This is a genomic window from Pseudomonas glycinis, from assembly GCF_054871425.1.
Map to the genome: position 1 here is coordinate 60301 of NZ_JBTYHF010000005.1, position 17875 is coordinate 78175.

Annotated in this window: 16 protein-coding genes; 8 read left to right on the forward strand and 8 right to left on the reverse strand. The window is 60.5% G+C overall.

The window, feature by feature from the left end; genetic code table 11:
* Window positions 1–233: 233 nt before the first annotated feature.
* The 5 genes from ACYSTU_RS13355 to ACYSTU_RS13375 all read right to left on the reverse strand — a co-directional run bounded on the left by ACYSTU_RS13355 (window position 234) and on the right by ACYSTU_RS13375 (window position 5579).
* Window positions 234–1331: a polyamine ABC transporter substrate-binding protein gene (locus ACYSTU_RS13355; protein ID WP_095182000.1), complete on the reverse strand. Its 1098-nt coding sequence runs from the start codon at window positions 1329–1331 to the stop codon at window positions 234–236.
* Between the two features lie 195 nt (window positions 1332–1526).
* Window positions 1527–2399, reverse strand: a complete 873-nt coding sequence (locus ACYSTU_RS13360; protein WP_476308971.1) for an ABC transporter permease subunit — start codon at window positions 2397–2399, stop codon at window positions 1527–1529.
* Window positions 2396–3310, reverse strand: coding sequence for an ABC transporter permease subunit (locus tag ACYSTU_RS13365; RefSeq protein ID WP_024013334.1), 915 nt, complete (start codon window positions 3308–3310; stop codon window positions 2396–2398). Before ACYSTU_RS13365 ends, ACYSTU_RS13360 begins: the two co-directional genes overlap by 4 nt.
* A complete protein-coding gene (gene potA, locus ACYSTU_RS13370) occupies window positions 3307–4449 on the reverse strand; it encodes a polyamine ABC transporter ATP-binding protein (protein WP_024013333.1) in 1143 nt (380 codons plus the stop codon). The genes ACYSTU_RS13365 and potA overlap by 4 nt, the downstream gene beginning before the upstream one ends.
* 368 nt (window positions 4450–4817) lie before the next feature.
* A complete protein-coding gene (locus tag ACYSTU_RS13375; RefSeq protein WP_281878952.1) occupies window positions 4818–5579 on the reverse strand; it encodes a gamma-glutamyl-gamma-aminobutyrate hydrolase family protein in 762 nt (253 codons plus the stop codon).
* Between the two features lie 282 nt (window positions 5580–5861).
* Between ACYSTU_RS13375 and ACYSTU_RS13380 the strand changes: the two genes are divergently transcribed.
* The 5 genes from ACYSTU_RS13380 (at window position 5862) to ACYSTU_RS13400 (ending at window position 11642) form a co-directional block, all read left to right on the forward strand.
* A complete protein-coding gene (locus tag ACYSTU_RS13380; protein ID WP_498999223.1) occupies window positions 5862–7238 on the forward strand; it encodes a glutamine synthetase family protein in 1377 nt (458 codons plus the stop codon).
* A gap of 254 nt (window positions 7239–7492) precedes the next feature.
* On the forward strand, window positions 7493–8983 hold the full coding sequence (locus ACYSTU_RS13385; RefSeq protein ID WP_024013331.1) for an aldehyde dehydrogenase: 1491 nt from the start codon (window positions 7493–7495) through the stop codon (window positions 8981–8983).
* Window positions 8984–9032: 49 nt separating this feature from the next.
* The gene (locus ACYSTU_RS13390; protein WP_024013330.1) at window positions 9033–10316 is read left to right on the forward strand and encodes an NAD(P)/FAD-dependent oxidoreductase; all 1284 of its coding nucleotides are present in this window, start codon (window positions 9033–9035) and stop codon (window positions 10314–10316) included.
* A 349-nt stretch (window positions 10317–10665) separates the two neighbouring features.
* Window positions 10666–11214: a cupin domain-containing protein gene (locus ACYSTU_RS13395; protein WP_130888728.1), complete on the forward strand. Its 549-nt coding sequence runs from the start codon at window positions 10666–10668 to the stop codon at window positions 11212–11214.
* Between the two features lie 143 nt (window positions 11215–11357).
* Window positions 11358–11642, forward strand: coding sequence for a hypothetical protein (locus tag ACYSTU_RS13400; protein ID WP_125918741.1), 285 nt, complete (start codon window positions 11358–11360; stop codon window positions 11640–11642).
* Between the two features lie 70 nt (window positions 11643–11712).
* Here the strand turns inward: ACYSTU_RS13400 and ACYSTU_RS13405 are convergent, their stop codons facing one another.
* Window positions 11713–12144 (reverse strand): hypothetical protein, encoded by a 432-nt coding sequence (locus ACYSTU_RS13405; protein ID WP_024013328.1) that lies wholly within the window; start codon window positions 12142–12144, stop codon window positions 11713–11715.
* A gap of 158 nt (window positions 12145–12302) precedes the next feature.
* Between ACYSTU_RS13405 and ACYSTU_RS13410 the strand changes: the two genes are divergently transcribed.
* The 3 genes from ACYSTU_RS13410 to ACYSTU_RS13420 all read left to right on the forward strand — a co-directional run bounded on the left by ACYSTU_RS13410 (window position 12303) and on the right by ACYSTU_RS13420 (window position 14918).
* Window positions 12303–12725 carry an HD domain-containing protein gene (locus ACYSTU_RS13410; RefSeq protein WP_336353563.1) on the forward strand — a complete coding sequence of 141 codons (423 nt, stop codon included), beginning with the start codon at window positions 12303–12305 and terminating at the stop codon, window positions 12723–12725.
* A gap of 165 nt (window positions 12726–12890) precedes the next feature.
* A complete protein-coding gene (locus ACYSTU_RS13415; RefSeq protein ID WP_498999232.1) occupies window positions 12891–13946 on the forward strand; it encodes an AbrB family transcriptional regulator in 1056 nt (351 codons plus the stop codon).
* Window positions 13947–14132: 186 nt separating this feature from the next.
* Window positions 14133–14918 carry a DeoR/GlpR family DNA-binding transcription regulator gene (locus ACYSTU_RS13420; RefSeq protein ID WP_498999235.1) on the forward strand — a complete coding sequence of 262 codons (786 nt, stop codon included), beginning with the start codon at window positions 14133–14135 and terminating at the stop codon, window positions 14916–14918.
* Between the two features lie 111 nt (window positions 14919–15029).
* Here the strand turns inward: ACYSTU_RS13420 and ACYSTU_RS13425 are convergent, their stop codons facing one another.
* A complete protein-coding gene (locus ACYSTU_RS13425) occupies window positions 15030–16313 on the reverse strand; it encodes an NAD(P)/FAD-dependent oxidoreductase (RefSeq protein WP_498999239.1) in 1284 nt (427 codons plus the stop codon).
* A 147-nt stretch (window positions 16314–16460) separates the two neighbouring features.
* On the reverse strand, window positions 16461–17825 hold the full coding sequence (locus ACYSTU_RS13430) for a glutamine synthetase family protein (protein ID WP_498999243.1): 1365 nt from the start codon (window positions 17823–17825) through the stop codon (window positions 16461–16463).
* Between the last annotated feature and the right edge of the window lie 50 nt (window positions 17826–17875).

The window sequence follows — 17875 nt, forward strand, 5'->3', positions numbered from 1 at the left end:
AGGCGCCCGAAGGCGCCTGCAAATTCACCCGAGCCGAGGGAGCCGGGTGAGGCCGTTCAGAGCAGGGTGCAGCGGTGGTAAGGCGCTGCGTGAACGGAAAATTTTCAGCACTGCATTGCTTCATTGTGGGAGCGAGCCTGCTCGCGAAAGCGTCGGCACATTCGGCATCTCAATCGCCTGACACGGCGCCTTCGCGAGCAGGCTCGCTCCCACATTTTTGATCATCGGTGTTTTTATTTACCGAGCTTCACCCGCGTCCAGCCACGGGTCATGATCCGCTGCGTGGCAATCGGCTGGTCCGGCACTGCATACAACGTCGCCATCACCGCTTGCGACGGATACGAGCCCGGTTCGTTGCGGATCGCTTCGTCCACCAGTGGCGTGGCCGCTGCGTTGGCGTTGCTGTAGCCGATGCTGTTGGTGACTTCGGCAATGATGTCTGGGCGCATCAGGAAGTCCATGAACAGGTAGGCATTGTCGACGTTCGCCGCATCACGGGGGATGGCGACCATGTCGTAGAAACTGCCGGCGCCTTCCTTGGGAATGCTGTAGTCGATCACCACGTTGTTGCCCGACTCTACTGCGCGGGCCTTGGCCTGCAGGACGTCGCCGGAGTAACCGACCGCCACGCAGATGTTGCCGTTGGCCAGATCGGAGATGTACTTCGAGGAGTGGAAGTACGCCACGTAAGGGCGGATTTTCATGAACAGCGCTTCGGCTTCGGCGATGTGCGCCTTGTCCTTGTCGTTCACCGGATAGCCCAGATAGTGCAGGGCGGCCGGGAGCATTTCGGTCGGCGAATCGAGGAAACTGATGCCGCAGGCTTTGAGCTTTTCCGCGTTCTCCGGTTTGAACAGCAAGTCCCAGGAGTTGGTCGGGGCGTTGGCGCCGAGAACTTCCTTGACCTTCGCCGGATTGAAACCGATGCCGATCGAGCCCCACATGTACGGGAACGCGTGCGCGTTGTCCGGATCACTGGCGGCGGCGTTTTTCAGCAGCACCGGGTTGAGATTCTTCCAGTTCGGCAGCTTCGATTTGTCCAGCGGCTGGTAGACGCCGGCCTTGATCTGCTTGGCCAGAAAACTGTTCGACGGCACCACGATGTCATAGCCGGATTTGCCCGCGAGCAGACGCGCTTCCAGGGTTTCGTTGCTGTCGAAGACGTCGTAGGTCACGCGAATGCCGGTCTCGTCTTCGAACTTTTTCACGGTGTCCGGCGCGATGTAATCGGACCAGTTGTAAACACGCAGCACCTTGTCGTTGGCCTGGGCGCCCATGACCATTGCGCCCATTAAGGACAGTGTCAGCAGAGTCCTGCCAAACATTTTCATCGCTACAACTCCCTTCTTCTTATTCAACAAAACAAAAGCTCGGTGCGCTTGAACCTTGTGGCGAGGGGATTTATCCCCGCTCGGCTGCGAAGCAGTCGCAAAACCTGAATACGGAGTCTTCAGGTAGAACTGCAGGGGCCGCTTCGCAGCCCAACGGGGATAAATCCCCTCGCCACAGTTGTTCTTCGGTGTTGCTCAGGCAGTCGCCGCTGCTGGCTGTTGCCACGACTCGTTTGCGGTCTGATCCATCGCTTCCTGAATCGCCCGTTTGCGGTTGGCCTCTGCCTTGCGGCCGAAATACCAGACGAGGAAAGTTACCAGCGACACCGCCAGCAGAATCAGGCTGGCCACGGCGTTGATCTCAGGCTTCACACCCAGACGCACCGCCGAGAACACCTCCATCGGCAGCGTCGTCGAGCCCGGCCCGGAGACAAAACTCGCCAGCACCAGATCATCCAACGACAAGGCAAACGACATCATCCCGCCGGCGGCCAGCGACGGCGCGATCATGGGAATGGTGATGAGGAAAAACACTTTGAATGGTTTGGCGCCGAGGTCCATCGCCGCTTCTTCGATCGACAGATCCAGCTCCCGCAGGCGCGCGGAGACTACCACCGCGACATAGGCTGCACAAAAGGTGGTGTGGGCGATCCAGATGGTGACGATGCCACGCTCCTGCGGCCAGCCGATCAGTTGCGCCATCGCCACGAACAGCAGCAACAGCGACAGACCGGTGATCACTTCCGGCATCACCAGTGGCGCGGTGACTAGGCCACCAAACAGCGTGCGACCCTTGAAGCGCGTCACCCGCGTCAGCACGAACGCCGCCAGCGTCCCCAGTGCCACAGCGGCAATCGCGGTGTAGCAGGCGATCTCCAGCGAGCGCAGCACCGAGCCCATCAGTTGCGAGTTGTCGAGCAGGCCGACGTACCACTTGATCGACCAGCCGCCCCACACCGTCACCAGTTTCGAGGCGTTGAACGAGTAGATCACCAGGATCAGCATCGGCAGATAAATGAACATCAAGCCGAAGATCAGCATGAATTTGGAAAAGTTGAAGCGTTTCATCCCCGTGCCTCCATCTCTTTGGCCTGGCTGCGGTTGAACAGCAGAATCGGCACAATCAGGATCAACAGCATCACCACCGCCAGCGCAGAAGCCACCGGCCAGTCGCGGTTATTGAAGAACTCCTGCCACAGCACCCGACCGATCATCAGCGTCTCCGGGCCACCCAGCAGTTCCGGGATCACGAACTCGCCGACCACCGGAATGAACACCAGCATGCAACCGGCGATGATGCCGTTCTTGGCCAGCGGCACGGTGATTTTCCAGAAGTTGTTGAAGTTACTCGAACCCAGATCCTGCGCGGCTTCCAGCAGGCTGTTGTCGTGCTTGACCAGGTTGGCGTAGAGCGGCAGGACCATGAACGGCAGATAGGCATAGACCACGCCGATGTACACGGCGGTGTTGGTATTGAGGATCTCGATCGGGTGATCGGTGAGCCCGGTCCACATCAGGAACCCGTTGAGCAGACCGTTGTTGCTGAGGATGCCCATCCACGCATACACGCGAATCAGGATCGCCGTCCAGGTCGGCATCATGATCAACAGCAGCAGGACGTTTTGCGTTTCCTTGCCGGTTTTGGTGATCGCGTAAGCCATCGGGAAACCGATCACCAGGCACATCAGCGTGCTCAGTGCCGCGACCTTCAGCGAGCCGAGATACGCCGACAGGTACAGCTCGTCTTCGCCGAGCAGGGTGTAGTTGCCGATGTTCAGCAGCAGCTGGAATTTCTGTTCGGCGAAGGTGTAGATCTCCGAGTACGGCGGGATCGACAGCGCGGCTTCCGAGAAGCTGATCTTCATCACCAGAAAGAACGGCAGCATGAAGAACAGGAACAGCCAGATGAACGGAATGCCGATCACCAGTTTTCGTCCGCTGGGCACCAGGCGCAAGAATTGCTGATTGAAAGTTCTCATGAGCGCAGCACCACGCCGCTGTCGTCTTCCCACCAGACGTAGACCTTGTCGTCCCAGGTCGGCCGCGCGCCACGGCGTTCGGCATTGGCCATGAACGACTGGACGATCTTGCCGCCGGGCAGCTCGACGTAAAACACAGAGTGGCCGCCGAGGTAAGCGATGTCGTGGACCTTGCCTTCGGACCAGTTGTAGCGGAACTCCGGTTGGGTGGTGCTGACGAGCATTTTTTCCGGGCGGATGGCGTAGGTGATCGACTTGTCCTGCACCGAGGTGCTGACGCCGTGACCGACATAGATCTTCTGCTGCAAGTCGGGGCTGTGAATGATTGCGTGGCCTTCCAGATCTTCCACCACGGTGCCGTCAAAGGCGTTCACGTTACCGATGAATTCGCAAACCATGCGGCTGACCGGCGCTTCATAAATGTCCACCGGGCTGCCGATCTGCGCGATCCAGCCCAGGTGCATGATCGCGATGCGCTGGGCCATGGTCATGGCTTCTTCCTGGTCGTGGGTCACCATCACGCAGGTCACGCCGACGCGCTCGATGATTTCCACCAGCTCAAGCTGCATCTGCGAACGCAGCTTTTTATCCAGCGCACCCATCGGCTCGTCGAGCAGCAACAGCTTCGGCCGTTTGGCCAACGAGCGGGCGAGCGCCACGCGCTGCCGCTGGCCGCCGGACAACTGGTGCGGGCGGCGCTTGGCGTATTGGGTCATGTGCACCAGACGCAGCATTTCTTCGACGCGGGCATCGATTTCGCTGGCCGGCAAACGGTCCTGTTTGAGGCCGAAGGCGATGTTCTGTGCCACGGTCATGTGCGGGAACAGCGCGTAGGACTGGAACATCATGTTGATCGGCCGCTCGTACGGCGGCATGTCAGTGATGTCCACGCCATCGAGCAGAATCCGCCCCTCGGTCGGCCGCTCGAAACCGGCGAGCATGCGCAGCAGAGTCGATTTGCCCGAACCGGAACCGCCCAGCAGCGCGAAGATTTCGCCCTGATGGATCTCCAGGGACACATCGTCCACGGCCACGGTTTCGTCGAACTTCTTGGTGACACGATCGACTTTCACCAGCACCTTTTTCGGTTGCTGCTGACCCTCGAGTGCCTTGCGGTAAGTGCTGGAGGCGTTTGCCATGTGAAACTCCCAACAGGTGTCGTGTGCCTGGCCAATGTGGCCGGGCTTAAGTGGATTGCGGAGCGGTCCGGAATGCCTGTCAGCTGGCGCAGAACCTGTGGGAGCGAGCCTGCTCGCGAATACGGAGTGTCAGTCGACATCATCGTTTGCTGATACACCGCTTTCGCGAGCAGGCTCGCTCCCACAGGGATATGCGTTGACCTGAGTGGCCTTTGTCCGTACCGATCCGGCTTGTTCGGCGCCGCCGTCCTGGCTGCCTGGGTCGTACTTGTTGTTATCACGGGTGTTGCAGTTCACGACGGGCGGATGTGCAAACGCACACCCGCCAGCCGTGGGGGCAGTAAATCGTTATCTGGTCTGGGATTGCGTCAGCGCTGACTGCGCCTCGCCGCCCGTTGCCGGCACGCCGCGCCGAACGCCTGGAAAATCCTCAGGTAGTTCGGGTTGTCCAGCACCTGCCATTCCGGGTGCCATTGCACGCCGAGGGCGAAGGTCGGGCTGTGCTCGACCGAGATCGCTTCGATCAAACCGTCCGGCGCCACGGCTTCAGCACGCAGGCCGGGGGCGAGGCGGTCGATGCCCTGACTGTGAATCGAATTGACCTGAAATTCGTCGGGCAACTCCAGCGCTTCGAACACGCCGCCAGCGATCACACTGACCGCATGGGCCGGGGCGTATTGCACGGCCACATCCGGGCTGTCGGCTTCACGGTGGTCGAGCATACCGGGCAGCTCGTGCACCTTCTGATGCAGGCTGCCGCCGAAGGCCACGTTCATTTCCTGGAAGCCACGGCAGATACCGAGCACCGGAACGCCCGCCGCGATGGCTGCACGCAATAAAGGAAGGGTGGTGGCGTCGCGAGCCGGATCATGATCCGTGCCGGGGGCACTGGCCGGGCCTTGATAGTGGAAGGGCTCCACGTTCGAGGGAGAGCCGGTGAGCAACAGCCCGTCGAGCTGACCGAGCAGGTCATCGATTTCAGTCAGGTTGCCGAGGGAAGGGATGACCACTGGCAACCCTTCAGCGCCAACGCTGACAGCACGTACGTACTTGTCGCCGCTGATGTGATAGGGGTGCAGGCCAATCTGTTTGACGCACGCAGTAACGCCGATCAATGGCTTGAATGCCATTTTTATTCACCTCGAAGTCTGTCACTTGAACGAGCTTTTCCGGAGCTTAGCCTCGTTGATTTTAATTAACAACTGCCATGTAAAAAATTCTAAACGCCGTTCATCAAATTGCTCAGGTTTACCGGGGTTTGCCGGCGGATATGGCACGAGAGTGTTAATAAAAGCCCGAAAAATAAAGGCTGCAGGGCAGGGTGTTCGCTATTGACTTCACTTTGCCTTTCGGATTGACTGGCTGCGCAACACAGTGGTGAACATAATAATTAACAGCTAAATAGGTGCATCATGTCGGTCCCTCTGCGTACCGTTCAACTCAACGAAGCCAACGCATTCCTTAAGAAATATCCTGAGGTTTTGTACGTCGACCTTCTGATTGCGGATATGAACGGTGTGGTGCGCGGCAAGCGCATCGAACGCACCAGTCTTCATAAGGTGTACGAAAAAGGCATCAACCTGCCGGCGTCGCTGTTCGCGCTGGACATCAACGGCTCAACGGTGGAAAGCACCGGCCTGGGCCTGGATATTGGCGATGCCGATCGCATCTGCTACCCGATTCCCGGCACCCTGAGCATCGAGCCGTGGCAAAAACGCCCGACCGCTCAACTGCTGATGACCATGCACGAGATCGAAGGCCAGCCGTTCTTCGCCGACCCGCGTGAAGTGCTGGCCAACGTTGTGCGCAAATTCGACGACCTCGGCCTGACCATCTGCGCGGCGTTCGAACTCGAGTTCTATCTGATCGACCAGGACAACGTGAATGGCCGTCCGCAGTCGCCACGCTCACCGGTATCCGGCAAGCGTCCGGTGTCGACCCAGGTTTACCTGATCGACGATCTCGACGAATACGTTGACTGCCTGCAAGACATCCTCGAAGGCGCGAAAGAGCAGGGCATCCCGGCTGACGCCATCGTCAAGGAAAGCGCCCCGGCACAGTTCGAAGTCAACCTGCATCACGTCTCCGACCCGATCAAGGCCTGCGATTACGCGGTCCTGCTCAAGCGTCTGGTGAAGAACATCGCCTACGACCACGAGATGGACACGACTTTCATGGCCAAGCCGTATCCGGGCCAGGCCGGCAACGGTCTGCACGTGCACATTTCGATTCTGGACAAAGAAGGCAACAACATCTTCGCCAGCGAGGATCCCGAGCAGAACGCCGCACTGCGTCACTCGATCGGCGGTGTGCTCGAGACCCTGCCGGCGCAAATGGCGTTCCTCTGCCCGAACGTCAACTCGTACCGCCGCTTCGGCGCGCAGTTCTATGTGCCGAACTCGCCGAGCTGGGGCATCGACAACCGCACCGTGGCCGTGCGCGTACCAACCGGTTCAGCGGATGCCGTGCGCATCGAACACCGCGTCGCCGGTGCCGATGCCAACCCGTACCTGCTGATGGCTTCGGTGCTGGCCGGCATTCACCACGGCCTGACCAACCAGATCGAGCCCGGCGCGCCGGTCGAAGGCAACAGCTACGAGCAGAACGAGCAGAGCCTGCCGAACAACCTGCGCGACGCCTTGCGTGAGCTCGACGACAGCGAAGTCATGGCGCGCTACATCGACCCGATGTACATCGACGTATTCGTCGCCTGCAAGGAAAGCGAGCTGGCCGAGTTCGAGAACTCGATCTCTGACCTTGAGTACAACTGGTATCTGCATACGGTCTGAAGATCAAAAGCCCCTCACCCTAACCCTCTCCCGGAGGGAGAGGGGACTGACCGCGTCGTCTGGAGATATCCGGCGACCTGAACGATCCAGTCGATGATGGATTCGGCAAAGATTTTTCATGTCGGCGCAGTTACCAGGCATCCCCCGATCGGTCCCCTCTCCCTCTGGGAGAGGGCTAGGGTGAGGGCAGCGATTCCCGGCCAGACAAAGCAACCAGACCAACCCCCAAATTCCCCCTTGTCGAGCTCAAAACAATGACCACAACCCGCAACGACTGGGAACAACGCTTCCAGTCCCTGTCCATCGAATCCCGCGCCTTCATCGACGGTGAATATCGCCCGGCGATCAGCGGCGACACCTTTGAATGCCTGAGCCCGGTCGATGGCCGCTTTCTTGCCGCCGTCGCCAGCACCGATGAAGCCGACGCCAACCTCGCCGTCGAAGCCGCGCGCCAGTCCTTCAACTCCGGCATCTGGGCGAAAAAAGCCCCGGCCGAGCGCAAGCGCGTCCTGATCCGCTTCGCCGATCTGATCCTGCAGCACCAGGAAGAACTGGCACTGCTGGAAACCCTCGACATGGGCAAGCCGATCAGCGATTCGATGAACATCGACATCCCGGCGACCGCCAACGCGATCCGCTGGAGCGCCGAGGCCATCGACAAGATCTACGACGAAGTCGCTGCCACGCCGCACGACCAACTCGGCCTCGTCACCCGTGAGCCGTCCGGTGTGGTCGCAGCGATCGTGCCGTGGAATTTCCCGCTGATCATGGCCAGCTGGAAATTCGCCCCGGCGCTGGCGGCGGGTAACTCGTTCATCCTCAAGCCTTCGGAAAAATCACCGCTGACCGCCATCCGCATCGCGCAACTGGCGCTGGAGGCGGGTATTCCGAAGGGCGTGTTCAACGTGCTACCGGGCTACGGCCACACCGTCGGCAAGGCGCTGGCGTTGCACATGGACGTCGACGTGCTGGCCTTCACCGGCTCCACGGCGATCGCCAAGCAGCTGATGATCTATGCCGGGCAGAGCAACATGAAACGCGTCTGGCTCGAGGCCGGCGGCAAGAGCCCGAACGTGGTTTTCGCCGACGCACCGGACTTGCGCGCCGCAGCTCAGGCAGCGGCCGGTGCCATCGCCTTCAACCAGGGCGAAGTCTGTACTGCCGGCTCGCGTCTGTTGGTCGAGCGCTCGATTCGCGAGCAGTTCATCCCGCTGCTGGTGGAAGCGCTGCAAGCGTGGAAACCGGGACATGCGCTTGATCCGGCCACTACCGTCGGCGCCGTGGTCGACCAGCGTCAACTGGACAACGTGCTGCGCTACATCAGCATCGGTCGCGAGCAGGGCGCCGAGTTGATTGCCGGCGGCCAACGCACCCTCGAAGAAACCGGCGGCCTCTACGTGCAGCCAGCGATTTTCGACGGCGTGACCAATGCGATGACTATCGCCCAAGAAGAAATCTTCGGCCCGGTGCTGTCGCTGATCACCTTCGACACTGCCGAAGAAGCCCTGCAGATCGCCAACGACAGCATCTTCGGCCTCGCCGCCGGGGTGTGGACCAGCAACCTGAGCAAGGCGCACACCTTCGCCCGCGGCCTGCGCGCCGGCAGCGTCTGGGTCAACCAGTACGACGGCGGCGACATGACCGCGCCATTCGGTGGCTTCAAGCAATCGGGCAACGGTCGCGACAAATCGCTGCACGCGTTCGACAAGTACACCGAGCTGAAAGCGACCTGGATCAAGCTCTGACTCTTTTACAGCGGCGGCCGCCCCTGGTTGGCGGCCCTCGGAGAAACCTATGAAACAGCAACACGTAAACAGCTACTACGCCGCCACCCGCAACGAAGTCATCGACTTCCCGATTCTCGAAGAAGCGCTGGATTGCGACGTCTGCATCATCGGCGCCGGTTATACCGGTCTGTCCTCGGCGCTGTTCCTCAGCGAAGCCGGCTACAAAGTCACCGTGCTGGAAGCGGCGAAAGTCGGCTATGGCGCCAGCGGTCGCAATGGCGGACAACTGGTCAATTCCTATAGCCGCGACGTCGACGTCATCGAAGAGCGCTACGGCGACAAGACTGCAGAAATCCTCGGCAGCATGATCTTCGAAGGCGCCGATATCATTCGTTCGCGCATCAAGGATTACGACATCAAGTGCGACTACCGCCCGGGCGGTATTTTCGCGGCGATGAACAAGAAACAGCTCAACGGCCTGGCCGAGCAGAAGCGCAACTGGGAACGCTACGGCAACCGCAATCTGAAGATGCTTGATGCTGCGGATATTCGTCGCGAAGTCGGCTCCGACGCCTACGTTGGCGGCTTGCTGGACATGCAGGGTGGCCACGTTCATCCATTGAACTTGGCCCTCGGCGAAGCCGCCGCCATCGTGCGTTTGGGCGGCAAGATCTACGAGCAATCGGCGGCGGTGGAAATCACCTACGGCGAGCCGATCACCGTGCGCACTGCCAAAGGTCTGGTCCGCGCCAAATACCTGTTGATCGCCGGCAATGCTTATCTGCCGCAAGGCCTCGACAACCGCGTCACCGCGAAAAGCATGCCGTGCGGCTCGCAGATCGTCGTCACCGAACCGCTGACCGAGCAGCAGGCACGCAGTCTGATCACCAATAATTACTGCGTCGAGGACTGCAACTACCTGCTGGATTACTACCGCCTGACCGCTGACAACCGCCTGCTTTACGGTGGTGGAGTGGTCTACGGTGCGCGGGAACCGGACGATATTGAACAATTGATCCGGCCGAAGATCCTCAAGACTTTCCCGCAGCTCAAGGACGTAAAGATCGACTACCGCTGGACCGGCAACTTCCTGCTGACCATGTCGCGCATGCCGCAATTCGGCCGTATCGAAAAGAACGCCTACTACATGCAGGGCTACAGCGGCCACGGCGTCACCTGCTCGCACCTGGCCGGCAAACTGATCTCGGAAATGATCCGCGGCGACGCCGAACGCTTCAACGCCTTCGCCTCGCTACCGCACATGCCGATGCTCGGCGGCCGCACCTTCTCCGCACCGCTTACCGCTCTGGGCGCGGTCTACTATTCCCTGCGCGACCGGTTCGGCGTCTGATTGACCTCACCGGCGACGGTCCGAAAGACCCCGCCGGTTTTTCACTTAGGCAAAAGCACTGATGTCCACTGTGGGAGCGAGCCTGCTCGCGAAGAGGCCATATCAGGCGACATCGATTCGCCAGACACTACGCTTTCGCGAGCAGGCTCGCTCCCACAGTGACTGTATTGCCAAGGCCAACAGGACTTTTGCCGCACCATCCATCGAACCTGCTGAGCAACACCCGCAAACGTGATTTAATAGCCGCCTTTCACGGTTCCGGGACACGGGAGCAACGTGATCCGCGCGACCTGCGCGTCACCCGCCACCCACCCCCATCGCCCTTAAGTCGCTCTTACATAAGGCTGTCATGGATACGGGTTCTCGACTCAAACTAGTACGCGAAAGCTACAAACTCTCCCAGCGCGAGCTCGCCCGGCGTAGCGGCGTGACCAACGCGACCATCTCGCTGATCGAACAGAACCGCGTCAGCCCCTCCGTCAGCTCGCTGAAAAAGCTGCTCGAAGGCATACCGATGTCCCTCGCCGACTTCTTCACCTTCGACCAGCCCCCGCGCGAACACCAATACGTATTCCGCGCCAACGAACAACCCGACCTCGGCCGCGACGGCCTGCGCCTGCTGCTCATCGGCGCCTCCGTCCCCAGCCGCCAGATGCGCCTGCTCCGCGAACAATATGCCCCCGGCGCCAGCTCCGGCGAAGAGCCGATCGTGCATGCCGAAGGCGAAGAGTGCGGCTTGGTCACGCGCGGCACGGTGGAATTGACCGTGGACGGGCAGGTGAGTGTGTTGAGTGCCGGGGATGGTTATTACTTTCCGACGACGTTGCCGCATAAGTTTCGCAATATCGGCGCGGATGAGGCAGAGATAATCAGCGCGAATACGCCGGCGAATTTCTGATCGGATAACGCATTATTTTTTTGTTGACCCGGCATCTTTTACGAGGTGGCGGGTTGTTTTTCCTGCCATTCGTCAGCCTTCCCGCATTTTCCCCGCGCACGCGCTTCCAATGCATACCTTACCCCCGCAAAGGAACCGCCCACATGCGCAAATCCAACCTCGCAGCACTGACCCTGGCCACGCTGTTATCCGCCACTTCGCTCTACGCGACCGCCGCCAGCGACACCCCGGCACCCACTGCTAACGACGGCAACAGCCAAGCCAATCCGAGTGCGCCGGAAGACATTCATTCCAACGGCGCCACCGTGCCCAAAGGCACGCAGGGCAATACTACCAACAATGACGGCTCGACACCTGCAGGTTCCAAGCCCAGTGGTTCGAAGCAATCGAACGACAGCGGCACCAGCAGCGGTGCTGGTGAGGGTTGAAGGTGTTTGCAGATGCAGCAAGCCCGGCATCAAGCCGGGCTCTCTATCAGGCAATCCTCGATGACCGAGGTTACTTAGCCTTCCAGTTCCCGCCGCTGTTCTCACAATCAATCTTTGCCTGCGCCAGGTGCTCACCGTCGTAGTAATACGTGGTGACTTTGGCGTTGTCGGGCATGTTCAGCGGTTTGGCGCTTTTGTCTTTGCTGGTCGAGTGCGGGTTGGCCAGTGATTCCTGGGTGAGGCGGGCGGTGCAGGTGGCCTGGTAGTGGTCGTCGCAGCGATCGACTTTTTTCTTGGTGGCGTTGAGGGTGTCCTTGGTTTCGTTGCTGCAGGACCAGTTGATGGAGTCCACGGGCATGCCTTCGTATTCGTAGCAGCTGTGGGTTTCCACCGCTGGCACCGAGGCGCTGGAGGAGCGGGTCTGGACGTCGCAGCCTTCGGCCATGACGCAGGTGGGTATGATGGCGAACGTGGCGATCAGGAGCAGCAGTCGGGTTTTCATCGGCAATTCCTCTCCAATGGCGCCGCGTCTGATCGGTGATTTGGCGCTTGTCTGGTTTCGAGGCGGCGAGGGCGGGCAAGGTTCAATCGGTTTGCGCTGAGCGATCTTCGCGTACACTGCGCAACAATCAGAAACATTCAGCGCAGGATTCGATTCCCATGGCCCAAACCCTCGAACGCGCTATCGCCATTGCCGCCACGGCCCACACCGGGCAGGTGGACAAGGGCGGGGCGCCGTACATTCTGCATCCGCTGAAAGTCATGTTGCGCATGAGCACGTTGGAAGAACGCATCGTCGCTGTGCTGCACGATGTGGTCGAGGATTGCGGGGTGAGCCTGGATGATTTGCGCGGGGAAGGCTTCAGCGAAGAGGTGCTGGCGGCGATTGCAGCGGTGACCAAAGTGCCCGGCGAGTCCTACGAGGATTTTGTCGACCGCGCCGCGCAAAACCCGATCGGGCGGGTGGTGAAGCTGGCAGATCTGGAAGAGAACAGCGATATCTCAAGGATTGCCTCGCCGAGTTGGGAGGATCTGGAGCGGATCGAGAAATATCGGCGGGCGATTGCACGCCTTCGCGCTTAGGAATGCAAATCCCCCTGTAGGAGCTGCCGAAGGCTGCGATCTGATCGTTCCCACGCTCTGCGTGGGAATGCAGCCGGGGACGCTCTGCGTCCCAAAAGATCGCAGCCTTCGGCAGCTCCTACCAGGGAATGGTGGTGTCTCACAAAATAGCCAGGAAGGCGAACTATGAAATCCATTGTGTGCTTGTTGATTGCGGCCGGTTTCGGCGCGTTATTGCAGTTTGAAGGCGTACCCCACGGCTTGCTGCTGGGCTCGATTGTCGTTACCGCGTTGTTTGCCAGTAAAACCGGCATCGCCCCGGCAACTCCTTATGGCTTGGGCTACATCCAGGTCACGCTGGGCATCGCCACCGGGCTGATGTTCGAAGCATGGGACAGCGAAACGGCGACGACGATGTTGCCCAGCCTTGGCGTGTTGCTGATCTGCCTGACCGTACAAATTGCACTCGCCGGATGGTGGCTGACACGCGGCGCCGGTTGGAACCGTACCGATGCACTGCTGGCGGTGTATCCCGGCGCATTGGCCGCAGTGTTCGATTTGCTTGAGTCGGAAAAGGCTTCGAGCAAAGTCATCATCGTGCATCTCATGCGACTGCTGTTGATCACCGTGCTGGTGAGTTTGCTCATTCCCGGGCAAGCAGCGGTGGCTGAAGTGGTCAGCGATCCGTTGACCACAGGCATGGCGCTGACCGCGTTCTCTGTCGTCGCGCTGAGCGTATTGCTCGGCCGCCTGTTGTTGCTGGTCGGCGTCCCGGCGCCATTCATGCTTACCGCAATTCTCATAACCGCTGTATTTGTGAAGTCGGGATGGCTGCACAGCTTTCACATGCCGGAGTGGAGTTTGAACCTGGCCGCACTGATTCTTGGCGTGCGTATCGGCTCACGGTTTCAGGGGCTCGGCATCGCAGAACTGGCGCGGCATGGGCGCACCGCTCTGGTTTCGGTCGGCTTGATGATCGTCGTCGCAGCGGCGTTTGCCGAGGTAGCTGCGCGCTGGCTGGGCAGTGATCCGCTGGCGCTGTGGCTGGCGTACATGCCGGGCGCGATCGAGACGATTGCGATTGTCGCGTTTGGCGGCGGGCTGAATGTGGTGTTTATCCTGACGCATCATCTGAGCCGGATGGTGCTGCTGCATTTTGCCCCGGCGTTGTTGGTGCAGGTCAGGCGTGGCCCAAGGCAACCGCGAACGACACGACAATCATGCAGGCGAAGGCGAAATTGAGATTCATGGGCTGTTCATCCTGAGCTTTTGAGAGTGGGGCCATTGTGAACAGGCGCAGCGCAAAGAAAAAATTCGCCGTGTTGATTCCAATGATCGAAAGCATTGATAGCCGCTGCGTTTGTATTTGCCTGAGACTTTCGCTAGTGTCGCTGAAACCTGCAACTACAAGCACAAACAGGCATAACCATGCACGACCACTCCACCGCCGAATTGCCGTCCCTGCGCCGGCAGAAAATCCTTTTGCTTCTCGAACGTGACGGCAAGGTCATGGCCTCCGAGCTGAGCCAGCATTTCGCAGTCTCCGAAGACACCATCCGCCGCGACCTCGCCGAGCTGGACAGCGCCGGGCTGGTGCAGCGGGTGCATGGCGGGGCGCTGCCGCGACCGAAGGACTCGGGCAAGGATTACTTCACGCGTCTGGATGAGACCGACGAGGTCAAGGTGCGTCTGGCGCAATTGGCGGCGCAGCACATCGAGGACGGGCAGATTGTGCTGTTCGATTCCGGCTCGACCACGTTGCAGGTCGCCCGCGCATTACCGTCCGACATCCGCATCACTGCCGTGACCGCTTCCCCACTGACGGCGATTGCCTTGTCCGAATACAAAGGCGTGAAAGTGATTCTGGCGGGTGGTGAATTGAATCCGCATTCGATGTCGGCCAGTGGTCAGGAAGCGCTGCGACTGCTGGCGGGGATCAAGGCGGATCTGGCGATTACCGGGGTGTGCGCGATTCATCCCGAGGTCGGGATTACCTCGCTGCATTTCGATGAAGTGCCGATCAAACAGGCGATGCTCGACAGTGCAACGCGGGTGATTGCGGTGACCACGGCGGACAAGCTGGGCGCGGTGGAGCCGTTTTTGGTGGCGCCGTGTACGCGCCTGCATATGTTGATTACCGAGCGGCATCCCGGGTCGGGGAATGTCGAGGATTATCGGCGGTTGGGGATTGTCGTGGAGCAGTTGCCGGATTGAGTGTGTGTGGGGTTTGAGGGCCTCTTCGCGAGCAGGCTCGCTCCCACAGGGTGTTGTGTCGTGCACAAATCCAATGTGGGAGCGAGCCTGCTCGCGATAGGGCCGGTCCAGTCAGCGCAAACGTTCGAGCATCTGGTAATACCACATCCCCGCCGCCAGCAACGGGTTGCCCAGCAGGTCGCCCATTGGCACGCGAATGTGCTGGCACGCGGCGAAAGTGTCGAATTGCTCCATTTGCCCGGTGATCGCGCGGCTCATGATCTCGCCCATGATGTGCGTGGTGGCAATGCCGTGACCCGAGTAGCCCTGGCAATACCAGACGTTGTCCGAAAGCTTGCCCAGTTGCGGGATGCGGTTGATGACGATGCCCATCGCGCAGTTCCACTGGTAATCGATCGCCATACCTTTTAGCGCCGGGAACGTGCGCTCGATGCACGGGCGCAGTTCCGCAGCGATGTCGCGCGAATCCTTGCCGCTGTAGTTGGCGCCGCCGCCGAACAGCAAACGGCCGTCGGCGGTGAGCCGGTAGTAATCGAGGACGAAGCGGCAGTCGTACACGGCGAGGTCTTCGGGGTTGATCTGTTGTGCCAGATCACCGAGCGGCGCGGTGGTGACGATGCCGCCCATAGCCGGGAAGATCTTGCCCTTGAGCTGACCCGGTTCGAGCTTGTGATAGACATCGCCGGCGAGCATCACTTGATTGGCGTCGATCTGACCGTGGGCGGTGCGCACGCCAGGTGTGTCGCCGTGAATGATCTCCAGCACTTCACTGTTTTCGAAGATCAGCGCACCCAGGCTTTCGGCTGCGCGTGCTTCGCCAATGCACAGATTGAGCGGGTGCAGGTGCATGTTGCGGGTGTTCTTGATGGCGCCGTGGTAGAGCTCGCTTTGCAGCAGGTCGCGAACCTGGCTGCGGTCCAGCAGGCTCACCTCATCGCCCAATCCGCGACGCACGGCTTCGTCGTAATCCTTGCGCAGATCGACCATGTGGCTCGGCTTGTACGCCGCGTGCAAATGGCCGTGTTTGAGGTCGCACTGGATCGCATATTTCTCGACGCGCTCGCGGATGATTTCATGCCCGCGCCAGCGCAGATGCCAGATGAAATCGTCCACGTCATCGCCCAGTTTTGCACGCATCTGCTTGCGCATCGCGCCGTCGCCGGAGAGGCTGCCGGTGACTTGCCCGCCATTGCGCCCGGTGGCGCCCCAGCCGATCTTGTGGCTTTCGACGATGGCGACTTTCAGGCCTTTTTCCGCCAGTTCGACGGCAGTGGCGACGCCAGTGAAACCGCCGCCGATGATCACCACATCGACCTTGTGCCGGCCTTGCAGGGTCGGGTAGTCGGTGTCCTGGTTAAGGGTGGCGGTGTAGTAGGAATTGCAGCGAATGGTCATGTCGGGGTCCACAAAAAATTCAGATTCGAAGTGCATTCCCTGTGGGAGCGAGCCTGCTCGCGAAAGCGGTGTGTCAGTCACCCCAAATGTTGAATGTGATGACGCCTTCGCGAGCAGGCTCGCTCCCACAGGTTCGGTGTCGGATCGTTAAGCCTCGGTCAGGTACCACCGCCAATCCTGCTCACCCACTTCAGCCATGAACTGCCGATACTCGGCACGCTTCACCGCCAGATACACCCCAAGGAATTCCTGGCCCAACGCCTCCCGTGCCCACGCGGAATTTTCCAGCGCCTGCAGCGAGGTCAGCCAATCAGTCGGCAGCAGTTCTTTCGCCTGGGCATAACCATTGCCCTCGACCGGTGCCCCCGGATCCAGCTCTTCACGGATGCCACGGTGAATGCCGGCGAGGATCGCTGCCGCTGCCAGATACGGGTTGGCATCGGCGCCGCAGATGCGGTGTTCGATGTGTCGTGTCGGCGCCGGCCCGCCGGGTACGCGCAGGCTGACGGTGCGGTTGTCGACGCCCCAGGTCGGCGCCAGTGGCGCGTAGCTGTTGGCCTGGAAACGCCGGTAGGAGTTGGCGTTGGGGCAGAACAGCAGCAGCGAATCGAGCAGCGAGGCAAGCATGCCGCCAATCGCCGTGCGCAACAGCGGCGTGCCAGCCGGGTCTTCAGAAGCGAACAAATTACGCCCCTCGGCATCGGCCAGGCTGACGTGCATGTGCATGCCGGTGCCGGCCAGATCATCGAACGGCTTGGCCATGAACGTCGCCTGCATGCCGTGCTTGTGCGCCACGCCTTTGACCAGACGCTTGTAGCGCACCGCCTGATCCATCGCTTCCAGCGCATCGCCGTGTTCAAGGGTGATTTCCACTTGCCCCGGGGCGTATTCGGAGATCGCCGTGCGCGCCGGAATACCGTGCAGTTTGCAGGCGCTGTAGAGGTCGGCGAGGAATGGCTCGATCTGCTCAAGTTCGCGCAAACCGTAGACTTGCGTGTGTCGCGGTCGTCCGCCGTCAGCGTCCAGCGCCGGTTGCGGGCGGCCGTTGTGATCGCGTTTGGCGTCGAGCAGATAGAACTCCAGCTCGCACGCCATGATCGGGTGATAACCCTCGGCCTTGAGGCCGTCGATCACCTTGATCAGCAGGTGCCGAGGGTCAGCGATGCTCGCCGGCATGCCCTCGCTCGGGTGCATGCTGACCTGCACCGCAGCGGTTGGAATCTGTCGCCACGGCAGGCGTACCAGACTGGCTTGCAGCGGATAGGCGCGGCAGTCGATGTCGCCCACATCCCAGACCAGCCCGGAGTTCTCGACGTCCTCGCCTTGTACGGTCAGGCCAAGGATGGTGCTCGGCAGCGGTCGGCCGCTTTCGTACACGGCGAGCAGTTCTTCACGGTGCAACAGCTTGCCGCGCGGCACGCCGTTGGCGTCGAGGATGAACAATTCGATCATGTCGATATCGGGGTTCTGTTCGAGGAACAGGCGTGCGTCTTCGATGGCTGCGAATTTCATGGCAAATCACTCACGGTGGCGCCGCACAGGCGCGCAGATTCGGCCGGACA